At 48.5% G+C, this 24639-nt stretch carries 23 protein-coding genes; 12 read left to right on the top strand and 11 right to left on the bottom strand.

Annotated elements, in window-relative coordinates; genetic code table 11:
- Window positions 1-56: 56 nt before the first annotated feature.
- Window positions 57-800: a DUF3575 domain-containing protein gene (locus tag B160_RS0109130; protein ID WP_245562178.1), complete on the top strand. Its 744-nt coding sequence runs from the start codon at window positions 57-59 to the stop codon at window positions 798-800.
- A gap of 56 nt (window positions 801-856) precedes the next feature.
- Complete coding sequence (locus tag B160_RS0109125) at window positions 857-1600, top strand: DUF3575 domain-containing protein (RefSeq protein ID WP_245562175.1); 744 nt, start codon at window positions 857-859, stop codon at window positions 1598-1600.
- A gap of 19 nt (window positions 1601-1619) precedes the next feature.
- Here B160_RS0109125 and B160_RS0109120 read toward each other — a convergent pair whose 3' ends face one another.
- A complete protein-coding gene (locus tag B160_RS0109120) occupies window positions 1620-2315 on the bottom strand; it encodes a YjjG family noncanonical pyrimidine nucleotidase (RefSeq protein WP_026309654.1) in 696 nt (231 codons plus the stop codon).
- 197 nt (window positions 2316-2512) lie between these two features.
- On the opposite strand from B160_RS0109120, the gene B160_RS0109115 reads away from it, so the two are divergent.
- The 3 genes from B160_RS0109115 (at window position 2513) to B160_RS0109100 (ending at window position 7489) form a co-directional block, all read left to right on the top strand.
- Window positions 2513-3388, top strand: a complete 876-nt coding sequence (locus tag B160_RS0109115) for a UDP-2,3-diacylglucosamine diphosphatase (RefSeq protein ID WP_018627591.1) — start codon at window positions 2513-2515, stop codon at window positions 3386-3388.
- Window positions 3354-4334, top strand: coding sequence for a glycosyltransferase family protein (locus B160_RS0109110; RefSeq protein WP_018627590.1), 981 nt, complete (start codon window positions 3354-3356; stop codon window positions 4332-4334). Before B160_RS0109115 ends, B160_RS0109110 begins: the two co-directional genes overlap by 35 nt.
- A 317-nt stretch (window positions 4335-4651) precedes the next feature.
- The gene (locus tag B160_RS0109100; RefSeq protein WP_157557987.1) at window positions 4652-7489 is read left to right on the top strand and encodes an outer membrane beta-barrel protein; all 2838 of its coding nucleotides are present in this window, start codon (window positions 4652-4654) and stop codon (window positions 7487-7489) included.
- Between the two features lie 456 nt (window positions 7490-7945).
- Here the strand turns inward: B160_RS0109100 and B160_RS0109095 are convergent, their stop codons facing one another.
- The 4 genes from B160_RS0109095 to B160_RS0109070 all read right to left on the bottom strand — a co-directional run bounded on the left by B160_RS0109095 (window position 7946) and on the right by B160_RS0109070 (window position 12280).
- On the bottom strand, window positions 7946-8647 hold the full coding sequence (locus B160_RS0109095; protein ID WP_018627588.1) for an SIMPL domain-containing protein: 702 nt from the start codon (window positions 8645-8647) through the stop codon (window positions 7946-7948).
- 134 nt (window positions 8648-8781) lie between these two features.
- Complete coding sequence (locus B160_RS0109085) at window positions 8782-9579, bottom strand: TIGR02757 family protein (RefSeq protein ID WP_018627586.1); 798 nt, start codon at window positions 9577-9579, stop codon at window positions 8782-8784.
- A complete protein-coding gene (locus B160_RS0109080; RefSeq protein ID WP_018627585.1) occupies window positions 9557-10834 on the bottom strand; it encodes a Fic family protein in 1278 nt (425 codons plus the stop codon). Before B160_RS0109080 ends, B160_RS0109085 begins: the two co-directional genes overlap by 23 nt.
- 306 nt (window positions 10835-11140) lie before the next feature.
- Window positions 11141-12280: a cystathionine gamma-synthase gene (locus B160_RS0109070; protein WP_026309653.1), complete on the bottom strand. Its 1140-nt coding sequence runs from the start codon at window positions 12278-12280 to the stop codon at window positions 11141-11143.
- A 401-nt stretch (window positions 12281-12681) separates the two neighbouring features.
- On the opposite strand from B160_RS0109070, the gene B160_RS0109065 reads away from it, so the two are divergent.
- Together B160_RS0109065 and B160_RS0109055 are read left to right on the top strand one after the other, a co-directional pair.
- Window positions 12682-13122, top strand: coding sequence for a hypothetical protein (locus B160_RS0109065; protein ID WP_018627582.1), 441 nt, complete (start codon window positions 12682-12684; stop codon window positions 13120-13122).
- Window positions 13123-13711: 589 nt separating this feature from the next.
- Window positions 13712-14158: a hypothetical protein gene (locus B160_RS0109055; RefSeq protein WP_018627580.1), complete on the top strand. Its 447-nt coding sequence runs from the start codon at window positions 13712-13714 to the stop codon at window positions 14156-14158.
- Between the two features lie 60 nt (window positions 14159-14218).
- On the opposite strand, the gene B160_RS28785 is transcribed toward B160_RS0109055, so the two are convergent.
- From B160_RS28785 to B160_RS0109035, 4 genes are read right to left on the bottom strand one after another with little or no spacing between them, the layout of a single operon-like run.
- On the bottom strand, window positions 14219-14860 hold the full coding sequence (locus B160_RS28785; protein ID WP_018627579.1) for a DUF2911 domain-containing protein: 642 nt from the start codon (window positions 14858-14860) through the stop codon (window positions 14219-14221).
- 9 nt (window positions 14861-14869) lie between these two features.
- A complete protein-coding gene (locus B160_RS0109045; protein ID WP_018627578.1) occupies window positions 14870-15430 on the bottom strand; it encodes a DUF2911 domain-containing protein in 561 nt (186 codons plus the stop codon).
- Window positions 15431-15437: 7 nt separating this feature from the next.
- A complete protein-coding gene (locus B160_RS0109040; RefSeq protein WP_040679675.1) occupies window positions 15438-16031 on the bottom strand; it encodes an acyl carrier protein phosphodiesterase in 594 nt (197 codons plus the stop codon).
- A 41-nt stretch (window positions 16032-16072) separates the two neighbouring features.
- A complete protein-coding gene (locus tag B160_RS0109035; RefSeq protein WP_026309652.1) occupies window positions 16073-16630 on the bottom strand; it encodes a thioredoxin family protein in 558 nt (185 codons plus the stop codon).
- Between the two features lie 243 nt (window positions 16631-16873).
- On the opposite strand from B160_RS0109035, the gene B160_RS0109025 reads away from it, so the two are divergent.
- Both B160_RS0109025 and B160_RS0109020 read left to right on the top strand, forming a co-directional pair.
- Complete coding sequence (locus B160_RS0109025) at window positions 16874-17374, top strand: DinB family protein (RefSeq protein WP_026309651.1); 501 nt, start codon at window positions 16874-16876, stop codon at window positions 17372-17374.
- A 114-nt stretch (window positions 17375-17488) separates the two neighbouring features.
- Entirely contained in the window at window positions 17489-17677 is a 189-nt protein-coding gene (locus tag B160_RS0109020; protein ID WP_018627573.1) for a hypothetical protein, read from the top strand.
- A gap of 127 nt (window positions 17678-17804) precedes the next feature.
- On the opposite strand, the gene B160_RS0109010 is transcribed toward B160_RS0109020, so the two are convergent.
- Both B160_RS0109010 and pnuC read right to left on the bottom strand, forming a co-directional pair.
- On the bottom strand, window positions 17805-18860 hold the full coding sequence (locus B160_RS0109010) for an acyl-CoA dehydrogenase family protein (protein ID WP_157557972.1): 1056 nt from the start codon (window positions 18858-18860) through the stop codon (window positions 17805-17807).
- A complete protein-coding gene (gene pnuC, locus B160_RS0109005; protein WP_018627571.1) occupies window positions 18857-19462 on the bottom strand; it encodes a nicotinamide riboside transporter PnuC in 606 nt (201 codons plus the stop codon). Before pnuC ends, B160_RS0109010 begins: the two co-directional genes overlap by 4 nt.
- 447 nt (window positions 19463-19909) lie before the next feature.
- On the opposite strand from pnuC, the gene B160_RS0108995 reads away from it, so the two are divergent.
- From B160_RS0108995 to B160_RS0108985, 3 genes are all read left to right on the top strand, one after another.
- Window positions 19910-20347 (top strand): SET domain-containing protein-lysine N-methyltransferase, encoded by a 438-nt coding sequence (locus B160_RS0108995; protein ID WP_018627569.1) that lies wholly within the window; start codon window positions 19910-19912, stop codon window positions 20345-20347.
- A gap of 95 nt (window positions 20348-20442) precedes the next feature.
- Entirely contained in the window at window positions 20443-21453 is a 1011-nt protein-coding gene (gene obgE, locus B160_RS0108990) for a GTPase ObgE (protein ID WP_018627568.1), read from the top strand.
- 91 nt (window positions 21454-21544) lie between these two features.
- Window positions 21545-24247 (top strand): alpha-L-rhamnosidase, encoded by a 2703-nt coding sequence (locus tag B160_RS0108985; RefSeq protein ID WP_018627567.1) that lies wholly within the window; start codon window positions 21545-21547, stop codon window positions 24245-24247.
- Window positions 24248-24639 lie beyond the last annotated feature (392 nt).

The following is a 24639-nucleotide window of genomic DNA, read 5'->3' as shown; positions in this document are numbered from 1 at the left end:
TTTAAAGCGGTTCAGAGAATATAAATCGCTGTATATTGCACTACCCAAAAATGTTTATGAAAAAAATTGCCTGCCTGCTATTCCTGCCTACCCTGTGTTTTGTTAACGATGTAAACGCCCAGGAGGGCAACAAAAGCTACCGGTCCGCGGTAAAGCTGAATATAGTTGCACTGGCGGATGATATTTCTTTCCCAACGATACGGTTGGCGCTGGAGCGGGCTGTTTCCCAAAGGATAGCACTTTCCGGAGAACTGGGCTACCAGCTGTACTCCATTGATGGATATCTTGCCGATCCGGAATTTGTAAAGGAAAGCGGAATCAAAGCTAATGTGGAGTTGCGCCGTTATGCCCGCAGATCCCGTAGTGGAAACATATATCCTCCGCTTGCGGGCTTTTATACGGGGCTGAATTTTTTGTATGCACAAAACCGGCGTAACCTGACGGCACACTATTACAAAAAAGACGATCATCTCGAATTTACCGACCGGTTCTATGCCCGGAAAACGATTACGGGTTTAAGCTTTGTTCTGGGCTACCAGTTGGCGATCCGGTATCCGGCTTCACTAAAACCCGGTATTACCAAACAGTCGCGACATATACTTTTTGATTTTTACGGCAGCCTGGGGCCGGCCTACCGGAACAATAAAAATTACAACCGCAACTACCATACCGCATCTGATTCATTACTTCGATCCCGGCATGTAAATTTATCGGATGCAACGGTGAAATCTTACCTTGAAGAAAACAGCCGCGTTATCATTCGCCCCGCACTGGGCATCCGACTGGGATACCGTTTATAGGAAAATTTCAAATCTTATATTTGATGCGCTTTAATTTGCACCTGTTAAAACTGTTTATGAAAAAAGTTACCTGGCTGTTACTGATGGTTGTCTGCTGCTGTATAAAAAAACTGGATGCGCAGGAACCCGGAAAACCATATCAAACAGCATTGAAGTTAAATTTAACTGCTGCTACCGATCCTGTTTCTTTTCCAACCTTACGAATGGCACTGGAACATGCCATTGGCCGGCGGGTATCGCTCTCCGGGGAACTGGGGTACCAGCTTTATTCTATTGAAGGAGAAGGTGCCGGTCCTGAATTTGCAAAAGAAAAAGGGATAAAGGCAAATATAGAGTTACGTCACTATGCCCGCAGATCCCGTAGCGGGGAAGTATATCCGCCTCTTTCCGGCCGTTACATGGGGGTCAATTTTATGTATGCCCGAAACCGGCGCAATCTTACTGCGTACTATTACAAGGAAAATAACCGGGAGGAGTATGCCGATTATTTTTATGCCCGGAAAACCATTACGGGGCTAAGCGCTGTTTTCGGGTACCAGCGATTGATCGGGTATCCGGTTTCACGAAAGCCCCGTGTTATGCAGCAATCCAGGCACCTGCTTCTTGATATTTACAGCAGCCTGGGCCTGGCATACCGGAGCAATAAAAATTACAACCGGGAATACGCGGCAGCATCTGACTCGTTACTGCGATCGCGGCACCCCAATGTATTTGACGGGATGCGGCACTCATATCTCAAAGAAAACAGCGGAGTCACATTTCGTCCGGCATTAGGCATCCGCATTGGCTACCGTCTGTAAAGCGGATATGCGTGGAGCATTAAAAAATGGCTTCCAGCTCTTTTAACGCATATACCGTATAAGTGGGTTTAAAGTCCGGCGATTTGTTCACGTGGTTAATGTACACCTGGTCCAGCCCTGCATTTGCCGCGCCGATGATGTCCGCTTCGAGGTCATCGCCCAGCATGATACTTTCCGCTTTCTGTGCCCCGGTTGCTGCCAGCGCAAAATCGAAGATCTCTTTGTTCGGCTTTAAACTGTTGGATCCTTCGGAGGTAACCACCTGATCAAAATAGTGATGGATGTTTGAATTCCTGATCTTATGGTGCTGTACTTCTTCAAACCCGTTGGTGATCAGGTGCAGCCGGTAGTTTTTTGAGGTAAGGTAGGTCAGGATCTCGGTGGCATAGGGAAACAAGGTGTTGCGGGTGGGCAGCATTTCTAAAAAGCGCCGGCTCATTTCCTGCGCAAGTGCCTCATCGCCGATTTTGAAATCCAGCAATGATAATTGCATCCGCTTTACCCGCAGCTCTGCCTGCTTGATGAACCCGTTGCGGTAACGCGCCCATAATCTTGTATTGTGCTCCAGGTATTGCCTGTAAAAACGGTTAAAATCATCAATGCCTCTTTCTTCAAGTTTCAGGGTGCCATACAGGTCCTGCAGCGTCAGTTTTGCATTGGCATCAAAATCCCACAATGTATGGTCCAGGTCAAAAAAAAGATGTTTGTACTTCATGGCTGCAAAATACGAAAAAGGCCAGAGCTGTTTGGTCCCAAATACAGTGCAGCCGCATCGATCCTCACGATATAATGCCCCCGTGCCTTTATGCATGCATTTGTGGCGCAGTCTGCCCTACATAGATAATATTATTATAACATTAAGGTAATGGTTCTGTTACACTGGATTGGGAAATTTGGAAAACAGAAATCATAATGTCCCAACGCCGCATCGAAATAGCTGTTGTATCCGATCTGCACCTGGGTACCTATGCAAGCCGGGCACGCGAGTTCACTGCCTATCTGAAAAGCATTGATCCGCGTGTGCTGATCCTGAACGGAGATATTATCGACGGGTGGCAGTTTAGCAAACGCTATTTTCCACCGGATCATATCTCTGCTATCAAAGAGGTATTTAACAAGCTTTCTTCCGGAACCCGGGTCATCTATATCACCGGTAATCACGACGACTGCATGCGCCGTTATTCGGACCTGGAGCTGGGGAGCTTTCTGCTGACGGATAAAGTGGTGATCGAGGTCAATGGTAAAAAAGTGTGGATCTTTCACGGGGATGTTTTTGATCATACCACTACCCGGCAGGCAAAGTTCTGGGGTAAGCTGGGCAGCAACGGATATGCCGTCTTGCTGGGCTTTAACAAATGCATGAATGTGGTCTCCCAGCTTTTTGGCAGGGAAAAGCTGTCGCTTTCCCGGAAGATCATGGACCAGTTCAATAAGCGCATCATCAATATCGATGCTTTTGAGACCAAAATAGCGGAGCTGGCCATTGAAAAAAAGTTCGATACCGTTATCTGCGGGCACATACATCAGCCGCAGAAAAAAGAAGTGATAACTGCAAAGGGAAAAGTGAACTATCTGAATTCCGGCGATTGGATGGAGCATATGACCGCGCTGGAATATTACGACAATCAATGGCAGTTGTACACCTATAATGAAAAGGAAATGAAAACAGAACGGACCCCCCGGGACAAACCCAGGGCAACGGTGCTGACCAACGAGATCGCTTTTTATTTACACGCACTATCTGATAAAGACAATGAAAATTTTTTACGCCGTTCAGGCTACCGGTAACGGGCACATCAGCCGCGCTATGGAGCTGTTACCTTATCTAATGCAATACGGTACGGTGGATATCTTTCTGAGCGGTAACAACAGCAACCTGAAGCTGGATGCACCGGTGAAGTACCGGAGCAGGGGACTGAGCCTCTATTATACCTGCAACGGCGGGCTCGATTACTGGAAGATCGCCCGGCATGTGAATCCCCTGGCACTGAAGAAAGAGATCCGTGCCCTGCCGGTAGAGGATTATGATTTTGTGATCAATGACTATGACTACATCACTGCGGCAGCCTGCAGATCGAAGAAGATTCCATCCGTCAATTTCGGGCACCAGGCCAGCTTTCAAAGCGATAAAGTACCCCGGCCGGAGTCGCTAAGCCGGTCCGGTGAATGGATGCTGAAAAACTACGCCCGCGGAGAACGCTACCTGGGTCTGCATTTTAAATCCTATGACGATTTCATTCTTACACCTGTGATCAAAAAGGAGATCCTTGAGGCCACACCGGCTGATAAAGGCCATATCGCCGTATATCTTCCGTCTTACTGCGATCAGGAGCTGCGGCAGATCTTTTTAAAATTAAAAGAACACCGGTTTGAGATTTTCAGCCGGCAATCCGGTTCGGTACGGGAGGAAGGGAATATCCGTTTTGTTCCGGTAGACCGCCAACTGTTCAATAAGAGCCTGATCCATTGCCGGGAGATCATTACCGGTGGCGGATTTGAAACGCCCTCAGAAGCGCTGCATCTCGGCAAAAAAATAATGGCCATCCCCATCCGCGGGCAATATGAGCAATGCTGCAATGCCGCTGCATTAAAAGAGATGGGAATAATGACCCTTTCCAGGATCGGGGATGATTTTGAACAGCAGTTTGAAAAATGGCAGAACGAGTACAAACCGGTGCAAATGGATTACAGCAAAACCATTCCGCAAAGTATGGATCGGTTGTTTGGGCGTTAGACATTAGACGATAGACACTGGACGGCGGATGGGATCCGGAATAGGCAGTGAATGCCAAAACCACAATCCGGCATGAAATCTTGAATCCGGAGCAGCGATCAGCATTGCGAGTCGAGCATTGAGCGTTGCGCTGTCAGCCATCAGTCTTTAGCTACACAGTATTGAGCATTGAGCGGTCAGCTTTCAGCGATCAGCAGGATCTGGAATTGCAATATGCGCATCCGGCCGCAAAGGGATCCCAACCTTAAACATTCAACCTCAAACAGTTTTCAGCCGGTTGCTGTGTAACATTTTTCCGGTTGCTGCGTGTAGTAGGTATGCAAACCTTTTCCAGGCCATTGTCTCTTTATAGACGGGCCGCTTTAGTTGTATTTCTGTTTTTGGGTGCGTTGGGCATACGTGCGCAGGGGGTCATTACCGGAAAGCTTTTGGATTCAGCTACGGGCAAACCGTTGTATATGGCTACAATTACGGTGTTTAAGGCAGCCGACACTTCGATGGTGACATACCGCCTCAGCGGCGAGGAAGGCGCGTTCCGTGTACCGGGGCTTTCGCCTGAAGTGCCCTACCGGGTTATTATTACGTTTACCGGGTATGGGGTGTTCCGCAGGGAGTTTCAGCTTTCCAGGTCGCAACCGGCACTGGATCTTGGAACGATCCCCTTGCAAACCGGCACCACCGACCTGGATGAAGTATTGGTAGTGGCCGAGCGCCCGCCCATGGTGATCCGGAAAGATACGGTTGAATTTAATGCCAATGCCTTTAAAACCCTGCCCAATGCCCTGGTGGAAGACCTGCTGAAGAAGCTGCCGGGAGTGCAGGTAGACAAGCAAGGCAACATCATGGTGAATGGGAAACGCGTGAACCGGATCCTTGTAGATGGAAAGAATTTTTTTGGCAGCGATCCCAAAATGGCTTCGCGTAACCTGCCCTCCAATGTGATCGATAAGATACAGGTAACGGATGACAAGGACGAACTGCTGGAAAGAGGAGACGATAACCTGAACAATGTGGGAAAGGTCATCAACCTCACCTTTAAAAAAGGAGTGAAGAAGGGCCTGTTTGGAAAAGCCTATGCCGGAGGTGGCGGTGGCATTAACGGAAGCCGCTTTGAAGGGGGGGCCATCGCCAATATCTTCCGCGACACCCTTCAGGTAAGTCTTTTGGGCTACAGCAATAACCTGAACCGGCCGGGTTTTGGCTGGAGCGATCTGATGCAAACCGGCGGCCTGCAACGGAACAGGGACGTATCTGGCGGGGGCAATAACAGCAGCAACAACAGCAATTTTGGTTCAAATATCATGATCAACGGCATTAACTTTGGCGGCATGTCGCGCATGGGCGGGGTGACCACCAGTAATGGCCTTGGTTTTAATCTCAACCATTCTCCCAACAGGAAAAAATCCTTTTTTGCCCAGTATTATTTTGGGAAAGTACATACTGATGTGGAGACGGATAACAGCACCCGGATCTTCAACGGGGACACGATCATTACCAACAAATCGCTTAACAATACCGTTCTGCGAGGCAATACGCATACTTTTGGGGTGGGAATGAATCTGAAACCGGATACACTGACCACCATTACCGCTACAGCCACCTATATTATCGGGGGAGAAGAGAATAACAGCGTAAACAATCAAAACGGGATCAATAATTTTTTGGGCGATCTGAACGATGGCCGCGTTTTAATTAACGGTGACACCCGCAATGATATCCTGCGGGAGAATTTTTCATTGACCCGGTTGTCTGCAACAAAAACCGGGCGCAGGATCTCATTTGCGCAGGGAGTGGTTTGGAACCGCAAGACAACGGACAATTATACGGATGCCCGTATCCGCTATCTGTATCCGGACAGGTTCGACAGCCTGACGAACCAGCTGAGAACAGAAAGCGTTCCTACCTGGTTTGCCTATGCCGGTGCCAATTACCGCGAGCCCCTTGGTAAAAAATGGTTTCTCCGTGCAGGAACCCGGTATGAATATGAGCACCTGAAAAACGATGTGGCTACGTTTGATAAAAGCGGGCCCGGCTACGACCAGCGGAACAATGAGCTAAGCAGCATGTTCCTGCGCAGCAGCAATAAGTACCTGGTGAGCACCGGCCTGGAGTTTAAACATAAAGGACTTGCGGTAACCCCTGGTCTCCGGTACCAGTACCAGCAATTTGAGAACAATGTCTCTTATGTTCCCGAGCCGCTAATCCAAAAGCAGGGCAATGTATTGCCGGAACTGGAGGTCACGTATAAAAAATTAACCGTCAACTTTTCCCGAGATGTGGTATTGCCGGACTACTATTACCTGCTGCCCGTGCGCAACAATACCAACCCTTATGTTATTAATATTGGGAACGCGGGTCTTCTGCCCGCCCTCAGGAACCGGGTAAATGCGAACCTGAATACCTTTAATCCCAAAAACAATCTGAATGTATGGAGTTGGGGAGAAGCGTATATTGCAGATAATGATGTTGTGCAAAGCATAACAGTAGACGAAAGCGGGATACAGACGATAAAGGCCGTGAATGCGGATGGAAGCAAACGTATTGCCGCCAATTTCGGCCTGAACCAGGATATCAAATACAAGAACAGTTTTACCTTCTCCTGGAATGTGGGCACCTGGACCGAATACCGGGAAAATAAATTCTTTTACAATGAGGCGCCCAGCATTCAAAAGCGGCTGAATAGTAATATCTGGAGCAACCTGGGCTTTAACTGGAATGATAAACTGGAAATAAGACCGGCTTATTCTTTTTCTTATATGAGTGTAAAGAATACCAATCCCCGGTTCACACCTGCAAGAAGCTTTGACCAAACGGCCGGAACAGAGCTGATCATACGTTATATAAAGCATGTGATCTTTGATACCGAATTGCGGTACCTGAACAACAATGCCTTTGCAGATCCGCAATACCGGAGGATGTTCATGTGGAATGCAGGCGTGAATTTCACGTTCTTTGAAGATGAGCGGGCGGTACTGCGCCTGTATGCTAACGACCTGCTGAACCAGACGCGCAATACGGATATCATTCCTTACCAGAATACGGTACGCACTACTTATAGCAATATCCTGGGGCAGTACTTCCTGGCGACTTTTACTTACAACCTGCGCCCGGCCGGCACCAAGAAAAAAGTAGGCGGCGGCTGGTCGTTGTGGTAGGGGTGTAAAAGCAGACCCGTTAGGGTTTCTAAACCTAACAGGTCTGTCCGGCAGGTGTGGAATCGAAAATCACGGATCATAATTTAAGGGTAACATCATCGCTACTTTTTCCGACCAATAGAAAACCCATTGGTTATAAGATCAGCACTTTTATAAACGCGCCGTGTTGCTTCCTATAAGCCGGCCGGTGCTCACGAAGCGTAAAAGTGTTAAAGTTAATAGGCTTACCCGTGTGTAGTAANCCAGCCATATTGTACCTGTTTGCAAGGCACCCGATTTTTATCTTGGATGGGGATGACCCCGTGCATCTTTTAAAGAGCGCCGGTATATAACATAACAGGGTGGTCTTTTACGGACAACCCTGTTATAATATTGTATTCCTAAGTTTTATTTTAGAAAGCCGCCGTTGGCAGTGCGTGGTAATGAGGGGCCAGGACCATCAACGGCAACATGAGCTTATTTTATTTCGAAGACCGTATTCACGGTAAAGCTCAGTTTTATTTTTTTAAAGTTCAGGTCGGCATCTCCTCCGGCCATATCTGCTGCTTCAGCCTTCATGGCATAGTTCCGGTACATTACGGGTTGCATCGGGCTATCGCCGCCGTCTTGTATTTCCAGTACATTGCCCAGTGTTCCGCCCAGGGCTTCTACCATATAGGTTGCTTTTTCTTTTGCAGCTTTCAGGGCTTTTATCTTCAGCTCTTTTTTCAGCTCTTCCATCTTTGAGTAATCATAGCTCTGGATGCCGGTGCTTTGAACCCCCTTGGAATCAACACCGCTGAGGATCTGATCCAGCTTGTTCAGGTCGCTTACTTTTAAAAGATACTGGCGGCTGGCCAGGAAGTCGGGGCTCTTTTTCTTTCCGGTAGTGTTGGCCCAGCTGTTGAGGTTGCTGATGGTTAAGTGCTCTTTTGAAAAGCCGGCTTTTTGTACTGCTGCAAACAACTGGTTCTCCAGTGTGGAAATGTCTACGCGTCTCTTGCTGTTGCCGTTCTCAAAATATTCCTTCAGCGAAATGTTTACGTAAATGATGTCCGGGGTGATCTCGGTTTCTGCAGTACCGCTTACCGTGATCTTTCTTCTCAGGTCAACGGATTGTGCGCTTACAGTGCCAAAAGCCACCAGTGATAATAATGCGAATGCGAATAATTTTTTCATGTGTTTAAATTTTAAAAATGAATCATTCAATGAATAAGGTTGTTTGACTGCTCTAAGGATGCGGGATGTTTTTCTGTTACATAAGAACCTTTTCCCTTTAACGTTCTTTTTGCAAGGATGTTGATGCGGATCAATCAGAATTTTTCAATAACGCCCAGGCCAAACAGGGCAAAATCATATTTTACCGGATCCGCGGGGTCCAGTTGGCGCAGGTGTTCCGAAAGTTCCAATGCCGACTGCCAGTCATTATTCGGCCGTTGCAGCAGGTTAAAATGCCGGGCTACCCGGGCAACATGCAGGTCCAGCGGGCAAATCAGTTGTGTGGACCGGATCTCCTTCCATAATCCGAAATCAACGCCTCTTTTATTACTCCGAACCATCCAGCGAAGGTACATATTCAACCGCTTGCAGGCCGATTTACGCTCGGGAGTGGCAATATGCTTTTGAGTACGGGCGGGATAATGGGGAAAGATCTTTGCGTCAAAAAAGGACCGGCGAAATCCTATAAGCGCATTTTCCACAGTGGCATCGGCCGGCTGCAAATGCCTGCTGAACGCTGTTTGCAGCGATGGTTGTTTTTGTGCTTTATAGTGGTGTTGTAAGAAATCAAGGAAATGAAACAGGTCTGTGGCGTTAAAAGTACGGTGCACGAAAGGCACCATCGGTTTCAGGTCGGGTTCTTTAAAGTGCATTACAAAGTCGTAGGGCGCGTGATCCATCAGCTGCAGTAGCCGCTTACAGGAGTTGATGATGCTCTTCCGGTTGCCCCAGGCCAGTATGGCAGCAAAGAACCCGGCGATCTCGATGTCCTGTGGTGTTGTGAACAAATGCGGAATGGAGATCGGATCATCTGCAATAAAATCCGGCTGCTCGTACAGGGCGGCCTTGGTGTTCAGGAGCCCGGCCAGGTTATCCTTCTGTGAGTTTTTCATGCGTCAGGTGTTCAAACGAATCCCCTTTTACAAAGGCATAGGTCTTTTTATTCAGGTGATAAAATTTCAGCCAGCCATTTTCGGTCAGTGCCGTAAGATCTGTTCGTGCGGTTTCTTTTGATACTCCGAAGCCGGAGCGCAATTCCCGTATCGTTACGATCTTTTCCGCATCGTCCCGGATCCATTGAAGGGCGGTGGCCTGCCGTATATTCAGGCCATCGACCTTTACGAAAGGATTGCTTTCCTTTTCTTTATTGGTGCGCTGCAGGCTGTCCTTTAACGAACGGTCGGCCATGCGCAGGGCCTGGATCATAAAGTGAATAAAATAACCGGCATCGGCATTGATCTGTACCTGCAAAAAGGACCGTTGATACTGCGCTTTCAATTTGATGATGATGCCGGAGACCGCTGTGTATTGCACGGCCCAGTATCCTTTCCGGAGCAGGTACCAGTAGGCGATCAGGCGGGCCATTCGCCCGTTGCCGTCTTTAAACGGCCGGATATAGGTGATCAGGTAGGCCATGAGGCAGGCCTTTATAACCGGATGGATGTAATAGGGCTTCTTTTCATCGTTGAAGAACGACTCCAGCCACTGCATCCAGTTTTTGATCTCTTTTGCTTCCACGGCTTTGTAAGAGGCTGGATCTTCAATGCCGGAAATGTCGTATTTGTTATTGGTACGGTAGCGACCGATCCCTTTTAGTTTGATCGTATCCTTTGTAAGTTGCTGGTGCAGTTCCAGCATCCTGGTTTCGGAGAACGGTTCGTTTTCCCATTCTTTAACTTTCTGCAGGCACTTGTAAAGATTTACCAGCACCTGTTCCGTTTCGCTGGAAGTTGTTTTCTTTTTTAATAACAACTCCCGGGCCATTTTCCGGGTTACCGGGTAGCCGGCAAGTTGAGCAGAAGCCATGGTCTCTTCCAGGGAAGCATTGATCAGGTACCGGTGATCATTTTTCTGATCCATCACTACCACAATGCCTTTGCCACCCGCCAGATGTACATCCAGGTCGTGCAAAACAGCCTCCATATCATTGGAAACGGACCAGGAAAACAACCGGCCCTGGATGATCAGGTTACGGGTGAAACCCTGATCCCTGGCCTGTTTGGCGGCTTCCCATATTTCACCGTTGGAAAGCGTCTCTGGCTTCAGGGTCATATGCTGCACTTTTTCCCAATCGAGGTAACTGTTGTTGATTTGAAGGACGGTCTGTGTGAGTGCTGTTTGTTCTGCCTGCGATAATTGCCTGTTCATAAAATGATCTTTAATTGACCAATTGGTTGCAAGATAGTTGGTTTACAGGAGAGATTATGCATTTTTAAAAGCCGAAACGAAAAATTAATGCATTTCTTTAACAGGGGTTCGCATACAAAAAATGCATATCCGGCAGTATCATCCAGACCGGCGACGGCGCTTTATTTGGGTACAAAAATACCCGCGCTACTGGTTGTCCGGGGGCCGGACCTCCCCGTTATTTCCAACAGGTAAAGCGATGTGTTTCTTCGCATGACCCGTGCCTGAATCCAGCTGGCCAGGCGCGGGAATAGCTTCCGGGAAAGATCAGCCAATGGCTTGCCGGAGGTCTTCGATCAGGTCATCCGCATCTTCAATGCCCACGCTCAGGCGGATCAGAGCATCACTCAGCCCGTTCTTAATGCGTTCTTCCCGGGGAATGGAGGCATGGGTCATCGATGCCGGATGGTTGATGAGGGATTCTACACCCCCCAAACTTTCTGCGAGGGCAAACACCTTTGTGGCGGTGAGCACCCGGGTGGCGGCTTCTATGGAATCGTCCTTCAATTCGAAGCTCATCATCCCGCCAAAGTCCCGCATCTGTTTTTTTGCAACAGCATATCCCGGCTGGTCCTCAAAACCGCACCAATACACTTTTTTCACTTTTTCGCTGGCGGCCAGGAACGCTGCGATCTTTTTGCCGTTCTCACAATGGCGCTGCAGACGCACATGCAGGGTTTTGATACCGCGCAGTACCAGGAAGCAATCCATCGGACCGGGAACGGCACCGCTGCTCTTCTGGATAAAGAACAGACGTTCGCGCAGTTCATCGCTGTTAAACATAAGCGCTCCCATGACCACGTCACTGTGGCCGCCGAGGTATTTTGTAGCCGAGTGCATAACGATATCGGCTCCCAGGTCCATCGGGTTTTGCAGGTAGGGAGATGCAAACGTGTTGTCTACACAAAGCAGCGCCCCCGCCTTTTTTGCTATTTCCGCCACTGCTGCGATATCGGTAATATTCATCAGGGGATTGGTAGGCGTTTCGATCCAGATGAGTTTGGTATTGGCCGTAACCGCATGGGCAATATTTTCTGTATGGGTGGTATCGGTATAGATAAACCGGATCCCGAAGCCTTCCCAGATCTTTGAGAACAGCCGGTAGGTGCCGCCATACATATCATTGGCTGCAATGACCTCATCCCCCGGTTTTAATAGTTTGATCACGGTTTCTGTAGCCGCCACCCCACTGCTGAATGCCAGGCCATGTTGCGCGTTCTCCAATGCTGCCAGGGATTGCTCCAGTGCGGTACGTGTTGGATTTCCTGCTCTTGAATAATCATAGCCCTGGTGTTGGTTGGGGCCCGACTGTACAAAAGTGGAGGTCTGAAAAATGGGGGTCATGATCGCCCCCGTTGACGGGTCTGGTTTTATTCCTGCATGGATGATCTTGGTATTCAGCTTCATGTTCTTTTTTTTAACGGCACAAAGGTAGGTATTGCGAAGTGTGAAACCATCCGGGCAGCGTGCCGGCTCTTTTTTAAAACTACGGAACGTTCGTAATTGGGCTGCCGGCTTAATTAAGAAAGACTTAACATTTTTTTTACCCGAAAGCTGTAACATAAAACAAACCGGAGCGACTTATATATACAAACGCGTTTTGATGATTCCGGAAAGAGTCCAGAAAGTTAAATGAGAAGTTGGCGCTGAAGGAAATGAGGTTTACCCGTAGAAATCTGCTGTTCACCCCGTTTCTTTGGTATTCTGCCACAAACTGCTTGACAGATAGTGCAACCTGATGCTACTTTTGATTTAACGAACCGATAAAAGATTAACAAACCGCCTCCTGAAGGTATAAAATTTTTAAAATGAAATTCTTTATTCTTGCCGCCGTTCTTTCCCTGGGCTTAAACGCAATGGCTGCAACCCCCACCGTGAATGAGAAAGCATTAAAAACTTTCAAAACCATATTTGCCCACGCAAAAAATGTGCAGTGGAGTACGACCGCTAATTACAACGAAGCCAGTTTCCGTTCCGGCTCTGTAACCACCCGTGCGGTGATCGATAATAACGGAGCGCTGATCCGCACCATTCGTTATTATAAAGAAAACCTGCTGCCTCCGAATATTCTTTACAAAGTCAAAAAGAGATACGATGGCAAGGAAATATATGGTATTACCGAAGTGACCAGTGCTGATGGAACCAATTACCATATTATATTACGCGACAGCCGGAATATTTATAAGGTGTTGGCCGATAATGGCGGCAGTCTTATGCAGACGGCAAAATTCAAGAGAGGCGATATTTAGTCTTCTCTTTCAAACCTGACATTTCTCATGTATAATACGGAGTGGAACATTCTTGTTCTCTCCCTTTTTTATTTTAAGGCGGTGGTAACCGGCGGATGGCCCCGTTCTTTACCATAACCCGGGACTTATGCATTCTCGGTACGCCTTCGTCACTCAAACAGTCGGATCTGCTAAGCAGCCATTTTAACCGGCACTGCAAAATCACCGGTATGCTCATTGAAAGGAAGGGGAATATTTTCCGTATAAAGGCTAAGCAATTGTTTGGCACAGGCCGGCGAATGTGCAGGCTGACCCTGAGCAAAAGATAAGATGGAACGATCATATTTTTTCTGATTCGTGAGGAGACACGGCCCGGGCCCGTGAAACACGGGCCACTGGAGAAATGGAAAATGTTATGTACTTTAATTAACCGGCTGCTATCAACGACGCCCGCCATAATTTTTTCGCCCCCGGAAAATGGCTGTTCACCCTGTTTTTTCCTGGTTCTGCCATAAAGCACTTGACTGCAGGTACTGCCACATACTATTTTTGAATCAACAAACCAATTAAAATATCAAACAGCCTTTTAGCGGGCATAAAACTTTAAAAAATGAAACTCTTTATTCTTACCGCCGCTCTTTCCCTGTCTTTAAATGCGATGACCGCCGTTGCATCAAATCCTGTAAATGAAAAGGTGATGAAAACATTTAACCAGGTCTTTACGGATGCCCGTGATGTACAATGGAATACTGCTGCCGGATATAGCGAAGCCAGCTTTCACTCGGGCACTATATCCGTCCGTGCCATGATCGGTAATAACGGGAACCTGATCCGCACGATTCGTTATTACAAGGAAACGGGACTGCCTCCCAATGTGCATTATAAGATCCGGAAAAAATACGAAGGCAAAGCGATCTTTGGTGTTACCGAAGTGACCGATGCAGCCGGGATCCGTTATCATGTAATTATACATGACAACCGGAATATGTACCAGGTAATTGTTAACAACAACGGAAATGTTATTGAAGCAACAAAATACAGGAGGGGCGATATCTGACGCGTTCCTTCATTTCAATTTTGATGAAAAGCAGGTGCGGGCCGTTCGGTCCGCACTTTTTTATTTGATGACAAAAGGCAATTTTACAAGAGTGTTGCCCCAGGCAATGATGAGGTCCGCACCGGTATCGGTCTGTTTGAAGACCATTGTAAAGTATTCGACCATCGGGTTGTCATTTGTAGCTGGTACTTCTACACGCATGAGGTCTTTTGTACTGTCCTGGTGAAGCCCCCAGGTATCCAGGTTGTTGTTCAAAACCAGGGTCCAGCTTTTTTCATGGGGGATGCTGTACAATGTATAGCGCCCCGCTCCTATTTTTTTATGATCCAGGTACACGGGTTTAAAAATATTCAGCTCGGTGGCCTCGTTGGCACCCATTCTCCAGGGATGATCATATTTGAGCACGGTTTCGAAGAGGGAGCGTCCCTGCAGATGCGGCCGGCTGTAGATGACCCGCATAACGGGACCTCCGGTTGCTTCCCCGCTCATTTTTTGCAGTGGATAATGAACCGGGTAGTAGCTCATATCCAATGGAGATACGTCTACGGCTTCGTAGGGATTGCTGGTGTTTACCGGCGGCAGGCTTGCAGACTTGTTTGTTCTTTCTGCCGGTTGTGTTGTTTTTGTTTCAGACAGCTGATTACAGGCAACCAGTAACGCGAAGCCGGCAAGCAGGAACCATCTGCCCTTTAGACCATTCATTCGTTGTAATTAAAAATTAACAGGCAGGGATGCTTTTTTTTGATCCCATTCGATCACCAAGTTAACGGTTGATCCGCTTTTTTCAAAATCAATAGTTAAGAATTCTACAGGATCTTTTAATTCTTCCACCGGAACAGTGGTCCGCACGATGTCCTTGGCGGCATCGTAGTTAAAGGCACCCCAGGCATCCGTGTCCTTATTGATGATAAATGTCCATTCCTTTTCGGCAGGAATGCAATAAATGGTGTACCGGCCCGCAGGTACTTTTTTACCGCCGATCACCGCCTGGGTAAAGAACTGGATCTCGGTAGCCTCGTTGGCTCCCAGGCGCCAAACCTTACCATAGGGAACAATATCGGAGTCAAATATTTTGCGGTTGCCTTTTGCCGGCCGGCTGTAGATCACTCGCATGCGCAGGGGCTCACTGGTGCCACGGATCTTTTTTGAAGGGTAATCAACGGGGTAATAGATCTGGTCCATGGGTGATTTGTCGACCGGTATCCAGGATTGACCCTGCACCGGTAAATGGATCAGAAAGCCAATAAGGGCTATCCATACATATTTTGCCATACACATCTTATTTTATCATCAACTGTTTAAATTTTTCTGCCGCAAAAGGTTTCAGGTCTGCCCAAAAAAGACGGTAGCTTTGCCCCAAACGTTCGATGTTCGCTTCAAAGAGTTTTTCGGCCGGCCGGCTGTCATTTAAATACTTTGCCCGGCGCACCAGTCCCCCAAAGCTTTTATAGATCCCCCAGGGCTCCCGGTAATGATACAACCAGTTTTGCTGCTTCATGTAATGAAATAACTGCCGGAAGGGTTCCGGCAACCATTCAGCGTGGGTGCCGAGCGTGTGATAGGTATTGCGGGCAAAGGCCTCAAGGGCGCCCTGCGGAAACTCTGCAGCATCATTTGCGAGAAAATAATCATACACAACATCCATAAAAGCACCGCTGTATAACCGGTAGTCGCTCCTGAAGACCTGCTTGGCGGCGATGGTAGCGGGGTGCGCATCCGTGAAGGTATCAATTTCACGGTGCAGCCGGATGCCCGCCCGGACTCCCGGAGGGTAATTCAGCTGGCGGCTTCCTTTTACAAAATCGCTGATCATGTTGCCTACCAGAACGTCCTCATTGCCGAATGAAAGGTATGCGTGTGCCAGGAAGTTCATGCGCAAATGTAGGGATAAAGAAAAAATCCCTTTGGGTGATTTTAACGGTGTTTTTGCAGCAATATACCTACTTCCTGCTGGATACCGGTGCTTTTGTCACTGTTATAAACCTGCTGAAGGGCGATCTTTGTTTCTTCGAAACCGGCCTTTTTTTCCTTTAATGCTTCGTACACCTTTTTTGCCGCAGCGGGCCGCGGACCCCAGTGGAACAGGTCGTTGCCGTTTTCATCGCGCACGATCAAAATAGGAATGGAACGGGTGCCATTGGTAAGATACTGCTCAATTTCAGAGCCGGAATCCCGCAATTGAAGGCTGAAGCCGATATGGTCATTCTCCTGGCTCATCCGGTACAGAATGGGAACAATATGCGCTGCATCTCCGCACCAGGGCTCGGTGATCACCACCCACTGCTGTTTCCGGTTAATGGATGCCAGAATGGCTTTCGTTTCTGCTGTTATGGGGTTTTGTTTGAGCCAGCGGTTCATGCGCGACCGGTTCATTTTTGTGTATTGAAAATAATCGGCATTGTCATAAGGAGGCGTGGGCTTTTCGGCATCTAAGATACTGTCGAACATTTCTGAATATTCCTGAAAATTCATACCGGTAAAATACATTTGATAGTCGCCCGGATATCCCGGGTATTTGTAAAACATGCGGGAGGGCAAAAAGTTCCGGATGTTTTGGGTTCCGGAAAAACGGCAAAACGGATGCATCAAATCCGGGAGGAACCATTCGGGTATCCGTGGCAGGGATTATGTATACGCCTGTTCCGGAAAAAACGGCTCCTCCGTGATAGGAAAAACAGGATTTGTGTATCTTCACACCCGTGTAAAACTTAAATTATGGACACCTTACAACAATTGAGATCCGAACTGGAAGAAGAATATCGCACTACTAAAAAATTCTTTGAGCGCTACCCGGCAGACCAGGGCGACTATACGCCGCATGAAAAGAGCATGACGCAAAGCAGGCTAGCCGGGCATATTGCTGAGGTTTTTGGGTGGGCATCTTTTATCCTTCCTACAGAAACGCTTGATTTTGCAACAGGGAACTATAAACCGGCAGCGATCCGTTCAAAAGAACAGCTGCTGGAAGAGCTGGATAAAAATTATAAAGCCAGCAAAGAGGCGCTGGAAAATGCTGCTGAAGATGCGCTGCTGCCCAACTGGAGCATTGCACAAAATGGACATAAGCTGGCGGAGTGGTCAAAATATGGAGCCATCCGGCATTCGCTGAACCAGATCGCGCACCACCGGGCGCAGCTGGGAGTGTATTACCGGCTGCAGAACATCCCCCTGCCGGGGAGCTACGGGCCTTCGGCAGATGATCAACGATTTGCTTAGCGCGGACCGGGATATTTAACAGCAATTTGTTACCGGTAAGGCTTTGCGAGGGAACTATGGCACAGTTTTTTTGGAAAGATTGTTATTCATGAACTACTTAAAACGTATTCAAAGATGAACAAGAACACAAGAAACGGGCTTCTGGCGTTAGGCCTGGCAGCGGCCGCAGCCTGGTATAAAATGAGCCCCGAACAGAAATCAACTGTAAAAGATAAAGTATCCGGCTGGGGAAACAAATTAAAAGATGGACTGGCAAACCTGAAAAAGCAGGCAGGTCAGGCCAGTACGAGTTCCACGTCTTAAGCTCCGATCCAACAACAGTCCTTTAATACTTTACCAAAGAGGGTATCTAAAAAGAGCAGCAACAGGGTTATGGCAATCTGCCGGCCGGCAGATCCTGACAAGGCTGCTTTTAGATGCCTTCTTTATTTTACGCCGGTGCGTTTAATAAGGAATGCTGACTGGCTGTGAAAAGATCCCTGAAGATCCGGTTCAGTACCGTTCCGTTCTGTGTGGCACTGACGCCGCACCAGGGGTACAGGTCGGCCACCAGTTTTCTTGAGGATCCGGCCAGCAGCCGGCTCCGTTCTGAAACCTGCTGCAGCTGGTGCTCCGGCACCGAACCGTTTTTTAACAGGCTGCTCCAGGAATCATCAACGGCCGCATAAAAACGGGAACGCAACTGTTGCAGCTGCTGACCGGCCTGTTGCCCGCTTTGCTGCATCAACCCCGGGGCGCCGGACCGGGCTGCCAGCTTCCGGAATTCTTCCAGAAAATGGGCGGCCATTCCCAGGGTATTTACAGCCAGGGTGGTTTCCGCAAATTGCAGGAAGGGGTATTGGTAAATGGCACCCGGCAGGGTGGCTGCACCCGGATGGATCGTAAAGCTCCGCTCCGCGGGAATGAAAATGCCGGGAACACTAAAGCTTTCGCTGGCTGTGGCCCTCAATCCCATGGTATCCCAATCCTTTTGAATATGTACCTCGTCCCTTGTGAATAAAAAGGACCGGTAAAGGGGCGTGCCCTGTGCATCCATCAGCAGTTGCCCGTCTTTTTCAATCTTACAGTTGGCGGTAAAATGCGTGCAATAAGGTGCACCCGTGGCATATTTCCAGGATCCGCTGACCAGGTACCCGTTGACCATTTCCTTTGCCACTCCGGAGAGGGCACCGCTGCCGCCGAAGCAGACCCTGTCTTCTTTAAAGATCCCGCTGGTCAGGGAGGCTGGCAGGTATCCCGTAAACTGGGTGGCGCCGCTGCAAAGCGTAACCGTCCACCCCAGGCTTCCGTCAATTTTTGCCAGGGCTTCTTCCATCTTTAATCCATCGGGCAGGCTCAGTTCCAGCCCGTTCTGCGACCGGGGAACGAAAAGCCGGAACCATTTTTCACGGTAAATAATATCCAGCTGCTCCGGGGTCAGGCAGGCCAGCCGGTCGGCTTCCTTTGCAAAATGCGCTAATTGGTCTGCGGTTTTTTGATCCATCATTGTTCCTTTTTTTCCAGGATGCGCTTCCACTCTAAAAAGCCGAAGATCGCAATTACAAATAAGAAGAGGGTTAAGAGTGCATACAGCGGAAACTGCTTATAAAATAAAAGTGGTATTGCTGCAGCATTGCTGATATTGAGCAGGATCCAGTTCTCCAGTTTGCGTTTTGCCAGTAACCACATTCCCGCCCAGGCGGTTGCGCTTACAAAAGCATCCATGACCGGTACTGTTGAATCTGTCAGGAACCTGAGGGTTATATAGAGGATGATGAATCCGCCCAGGGCGATCCAAAGTGTGATGCCCCATTCTTTTTTAGTGGCCCTGGTGATGGGCAATGGGATAACGGACCGTTTAAAGACCCAGAACCACCATCCGTAAATACTCATTACCAGGTAATACAGGTTCAGCGCACTTTCGGCATATAAGCCTCCCGTAAAAAATATATAGATGCTGATCAGGACGGACAGAATGCCCGCCGGATATAGCCATACTTTATTGGCTTTTGCCAGCAATACTTCAGTGGCGCCTAAACCGGCGCCCAGCCATTCAAGAAGACTTGTATTCCTGATCTCTTCAACAAAAACAGTGACCCAGTTTGCCATAGCAATATCAAATAAAATACAGGGTCAGGCTGAAAAGCTACTGTTTCCTACGCCGGCATTACCCGGATCAGGTTCCTGAGCGCCACGGGTTACGGGAGCTCAATGGGTATATTCTCAGCCTTGATTTCATCCCTGCTGTCAGCAGGGAAAGGCACCCCTTATGGGGATGAAGGTAGGTAAAAAGGCCGAAGTAGAAATGAAGTTTCTGTTTTTGGCCGGGCAAGCGGATACTTTTTGATCAGTACCCGGTCCCGGATGACGAAGTGCCGCAGGCATGGCTTATTGTGCGCCGGGCTTATGGGGTGTACTTGCTGCGGCCATACCGCTTATAAAGGAGATAGGTCTGCCCAGCTTTCCAGATCCGCCGGCCGGGCCGAAAATAATTTTTCTCTTGTTTTATACTTTCGCACTGATTTGTGATATATTCGCTCCGCTTAATTCTTTTACATGCCAACGTCGAAGCGTTTATTCGTGAAAACTTCCACCCTCCCCAATGCCGGCAAGGGATTGTTTACAAAAGTTGCTATTGCAAAAAAAGAGATCGTTACGGAGTATACAGGCGACCTGCTGACCTGGAAAGAAGTTCAGGATGAGGCGGACAACGGGTACATCTTTCATATCAATGATGAAGCTGTGATCGATGCCAGTAAACACCCGCGGTCCTTTGGGCGCTATGCCAATGATGCTGCCGGTTTGCAGCGTGTAAAAGGTCTGCGGAACAATACCGAATATATAGAGGACGGTACAAGGGTGTTCCTGATCGCCAAAACAGATATTCCAGCGGGGAGTGAGATCTTTGTATCTTATGGCCCCCAGTACTGGCAGCAGGTACGGGAGAACATACGGCTTGACCGGCAGGAAAAAAAAGAACGATCAAAACGATAGATCCTTTTATCGTAATAGTGCAGACCGGTTCTGCAGCTGCCTGCTTTTTTCATTCCGACATCTAAGGGAATGCTGTTATCTTTGTTTAAAGGATAATGGAAAAGAGCAATTTTGTAGACCAGATACGGATATTTTGCCGCAGTGGCCATGGCGGTGCGGGCATCAAACATTTTTTGCGGGATAAGTTCACCTCCAAGGGCGGACCGGATGGTGGCGACGGAGGCCGGGGCGCCCATATCATTTTAAAGGGGAACCGCAACCTGTGGACCTTGTTGCATCTGCGCTATTTCAAGAATATCCTTGCAGAGAATGGTGAAAACGGCGGGCATAATAATTGTACCGGTCGCAGCGGAAAAGACGTGGTAATAGAAGTACCGCTGGGAACCATCGCAATAGATGAGGAAACCGGCAGAAAAGAAGCGGAGATCCTCGAAGACGGCCAGGAGCTGATCTGGATGCCCGGTGGTAAGGGAGGCCTGGGCAATGCCAATTTTGCCACGCCTACCAACCAGGCACCGGAATATGCACAGCCAGGTCTGCCGGGTATGGAAGGCTGGAAGGTACTGGAGCTAAAGGTACTGGCAGATGTGGGCCTGGTAGGCTTTCCCAATGCCGGCAAGTCGACCCTGCTTTCCGTAATTACTGCTGCAAAGCCCAAGATCGGCAACTATGCGTTCACCACCCTTACACCCAATTTGGGTATCGTAGAATACCGGGACGGCCGGAGCTTCTGCATGGCAGATATGCCCGGGATCATTGAAGGTGCTGCTGAAGGCCGGGGGCTGGGGCACCGCTTTCTCCGGCACATAGAACGCAACCCGGTGCTGCTGTTCCTCATACCGGCGGACAGTGCGGATCATCGCAAAGAATTTGATGTGCTGATGCATGAGCTGGAGCAATACAACCCGGAGCTTTTGCACAAACAATTCCTGATCGCTATTTCCAAAAGCGATATGCTGGATGATGAATTAAAAGCCGCCATCAGCAAGGAAATGCCCGGTCATATTCCCCATGTCTATATTTCTTCAGTGGCCCAGCAGGGGCTTACCCAATTAAAAGACCAGCTCTGGGAAATCTTAAACACGGTGCCCGAAACAGATCTGTAAAACGGGTTACAGGATTGTGCAGGATGGTTTGCCAGGCCGTTTTTTGTACTTTCGGAGCAACGGTGTTATTGATCAACAACAAGGCTTGCTCATGAATAAAAAAAGATCGCTTGTATTTATTGCCCTCCTGTGCTCACTAACGGTAACGGCACAATCGAAAATAGCAAATCTGCGTACGGAAAACCGGGTCGATCCGGTGGGTTTGGATGTGGTTCAACCCCGGTTTAGCTGGCAGCTGGAAAGCAGTAAGCGTAACGTAATGCAAACGGCGTATGAGATCCGGGTAATACATAATAAAGCCAGGGTGTGGAACAGCGGCAAAGTACTTTCCGACTCCTCGGTGCATGTGACCTACAAAGGTGCGGCGCTGGAAAGCGGCAAAAAATACCAATGGCAGGTAAGGGTTTGGGATAATGCCGGTAAGGCCTCTGTCTGGAGCCCCCCTGCGGTTTTTCAAATGGCCCTGCTGCAACCATCCGACTGGAAGGCCGAATGGATCACACCGGGTTATGTAGAAGACTCCGTATTTCGCCCCAGCCCCCTGATGCGAAAGGAATTCAACATCACGAAAAAAATTGCCCGGGCTACCGCCTATATTACGGCGCACGGAATGTATGAGGCCGCGGTAAACGGGAACCGCGTGGGCGATGCGCATTTTACACCCGGATGGACCTCTTATAAAAAACGTCTTCAATACCAGACCTATGATGTTACCGGCTTGCTGAAACAGGGTGCCAATGCATTGGGCGTAACACTGGGCAGCGGCTGGTACCGCGGTCATATCGGCTTTGCCAAGCAGAAAAATTTTTATGGCAGGGATATCGCACTGCTACTGCAGCTTCAGATAGAATATACCGACGGAACAAAGGAACTCGTGGTTTCTGATGGTTCCTGGAAGTCGGCAACAGGAGCCATCACCTATTCTGAGATCTATAACGGGGAAACCATTGATGCGCGCAAGACCAGGAGCGGCTGGATGCTGGCGGGATACAATGATGCGGATTGGGACCCGGTAAAAAAGACGTCCTTTGATAAAAACAACCTGTTAGCTACTTATAACGAGATGATCACCGCACATGAGGTGTTTAAGCCGGTAAAAATATTAAAAACCCCCGCGGGAGAAACCGTGCTTGATTTTGGACAGAACCTGGTGGGCTGGGTGCGGGTAAAGGTAAAAGGGAATGCCGGTGATTCGGTAACCCTGTCCCATGCGGAAGTGCTGACCAAGGCCGGCAACTTTTACACGGAGAACCTTCGGGCCGCAAAGGCGCAGGATACATATGTGCTTAAAGGCGGGGGCGAGGAAACCTTTTATCCGCATTTTACCTGGCAGGGATTCCGCTATGTAAAGCTTGAAGGGTACCCGGGTGCCGTAACGCCAGAGAACTTTGAGGCCGTTGCCTTTTATTCCGATATGGAACCGACCGGAACGTTTACGACATCAAACCAGCTGATCAACCAATTACAGCACAATATCCAGTGGGGACAAAAAGGAAACTTTTTAGATGTGCCTACCGATTGCCCGCAGCGGGATGAACGGTTGGGATGGACGGGAGATGCCCAGGCTTTTTTCCGCACCGCATCCTTCAATATGGGGGTGAATAATTTTTTTGCAAAATGGCTCAGGGACCTGGAGGCAGACCAGATCGATGGCCGGGTGCCTTTTGTGATCCCCAATATCCTGGGAAACGGGGCCAATAGCGCCGGATGGGCGGATGTGGCCACCATTATTCCCTGGCAAATGTACCTGGCTTATGGTGACAGACGTACGCTGGCAACACAGTACACCAGTATGAAGAACTATGTGGAAAGCATACGGAAAACAACCAACAATGATCTCTGGAATACAGGGTTCCATTTTGGTGACTGGCTGTTTTACCGGCCGGGGGATGACAACGACGGCCGTTCTGCTGTTACTGATAAATACCTCATTGCCCAATGCTTCTATGCCCATTCTGTTCAATTACTGGTCAATGCGGCTACCGTATTGGGGCATACTGCAGATGCCGCCAGCTATGCACAGTTATTAAAAAATATAAAGGCGGCATTTGTAAAAGAATACATGACCCCTTCCGGGAGGCTGGTGTCCGGCACACAAACCGCTTATGTGCTGGCGCTTCATTTTGATATGCTGCCGGAGGACCTCCGGAAACAGGCGGCTGAACGGCTGGTGGAAAACATCAAAAGCTATGGCAATCACCTGACCACCGGGTTTTTAGGAACACCTTATCTCTGTCATGTGCTTACCCGTTTTGGCTATACGGATGTGGCCTATACCTTATTATTACAGGAAACCTACCCTTCCTGGCTGTACCCGGTAAAGATGGGGGCTACCACCATTTGGGAACGCTGGGATGGCATCAAGCCGGATGGCAGTTTTCAAACGCCTTCCATGAACTCCTATAACCATTATGCCTACGGAGCCATCGGCGACTGGATGTACCGGAAGATGGTTGGGCTGGATACCGAAGAGGATGGCGTGGGGTACAAACATATTAAGATAAAACCGCATATCGGCGGCGATTTTAAAAACGCTTCTGCATCGTTAAAAACTTATTATGGCACTACAAAAGCCGGTTGGGAAGTAACCGGGGATAAAATTGTGATGGAGGTAGTGGTCCCCGCCAATACCAGGGCCACCATTTACCTGCCGGTGGCAGATGCTGCCGGGGTTAATGAATCCGGTAAACCCCTGTCCTCTGTAAAGGAGGTCAAAGAACTCGGATCTGAAGACGGTTACCTGAAAATTGAAACAGGGTCGGGGAAATACCGGTTTAGCTTGCCGGGTAAATAAGTAGATGATATTATTATTGATCAAATTCGATGATATCCGCATCCCCTGTTAACAAGCAGGTGATCATTTCCTGTATTTTAGGTCTCAGCGTATCCCAAAGAATCCGATTATCGCAATTACCTATTTTAACGTGAGTTCGGCAATTAAGCGTTTAGTTATTAATATATTAGGGTTGGATATTGTACTAAAAACAAAAGTTCAGCTTTAAATTTGTAATTGAAACAAAAACTACAATCTAAATGCTGAACTAATGACAGATATAAAGTTAGTAGAAATCTTCGTTAGATGCGATGATTTTTACAAGGAGTTTGAGAAATTCCTGGATGCTAAGGGGCTTGAGTGCCCTTTAAAAAAAACTCGCTTCTAAAAGCTGTAGCATGTCGCCATCGGAG

The sequence above is a fragment of the Niabella aurantiaca DSM 17617 genome, assembly GCF_000374125.1.
Classification (GTDB): domain Bacteria; phylum Bacteroidota; class Bacteroidia; order Chitinophagales; family Chitinophagaceae; genus Niabella; species Niabella aurantiaca.
This window is presented reverse-complemented; position numbering and strand designations above follow the sequence as displayed.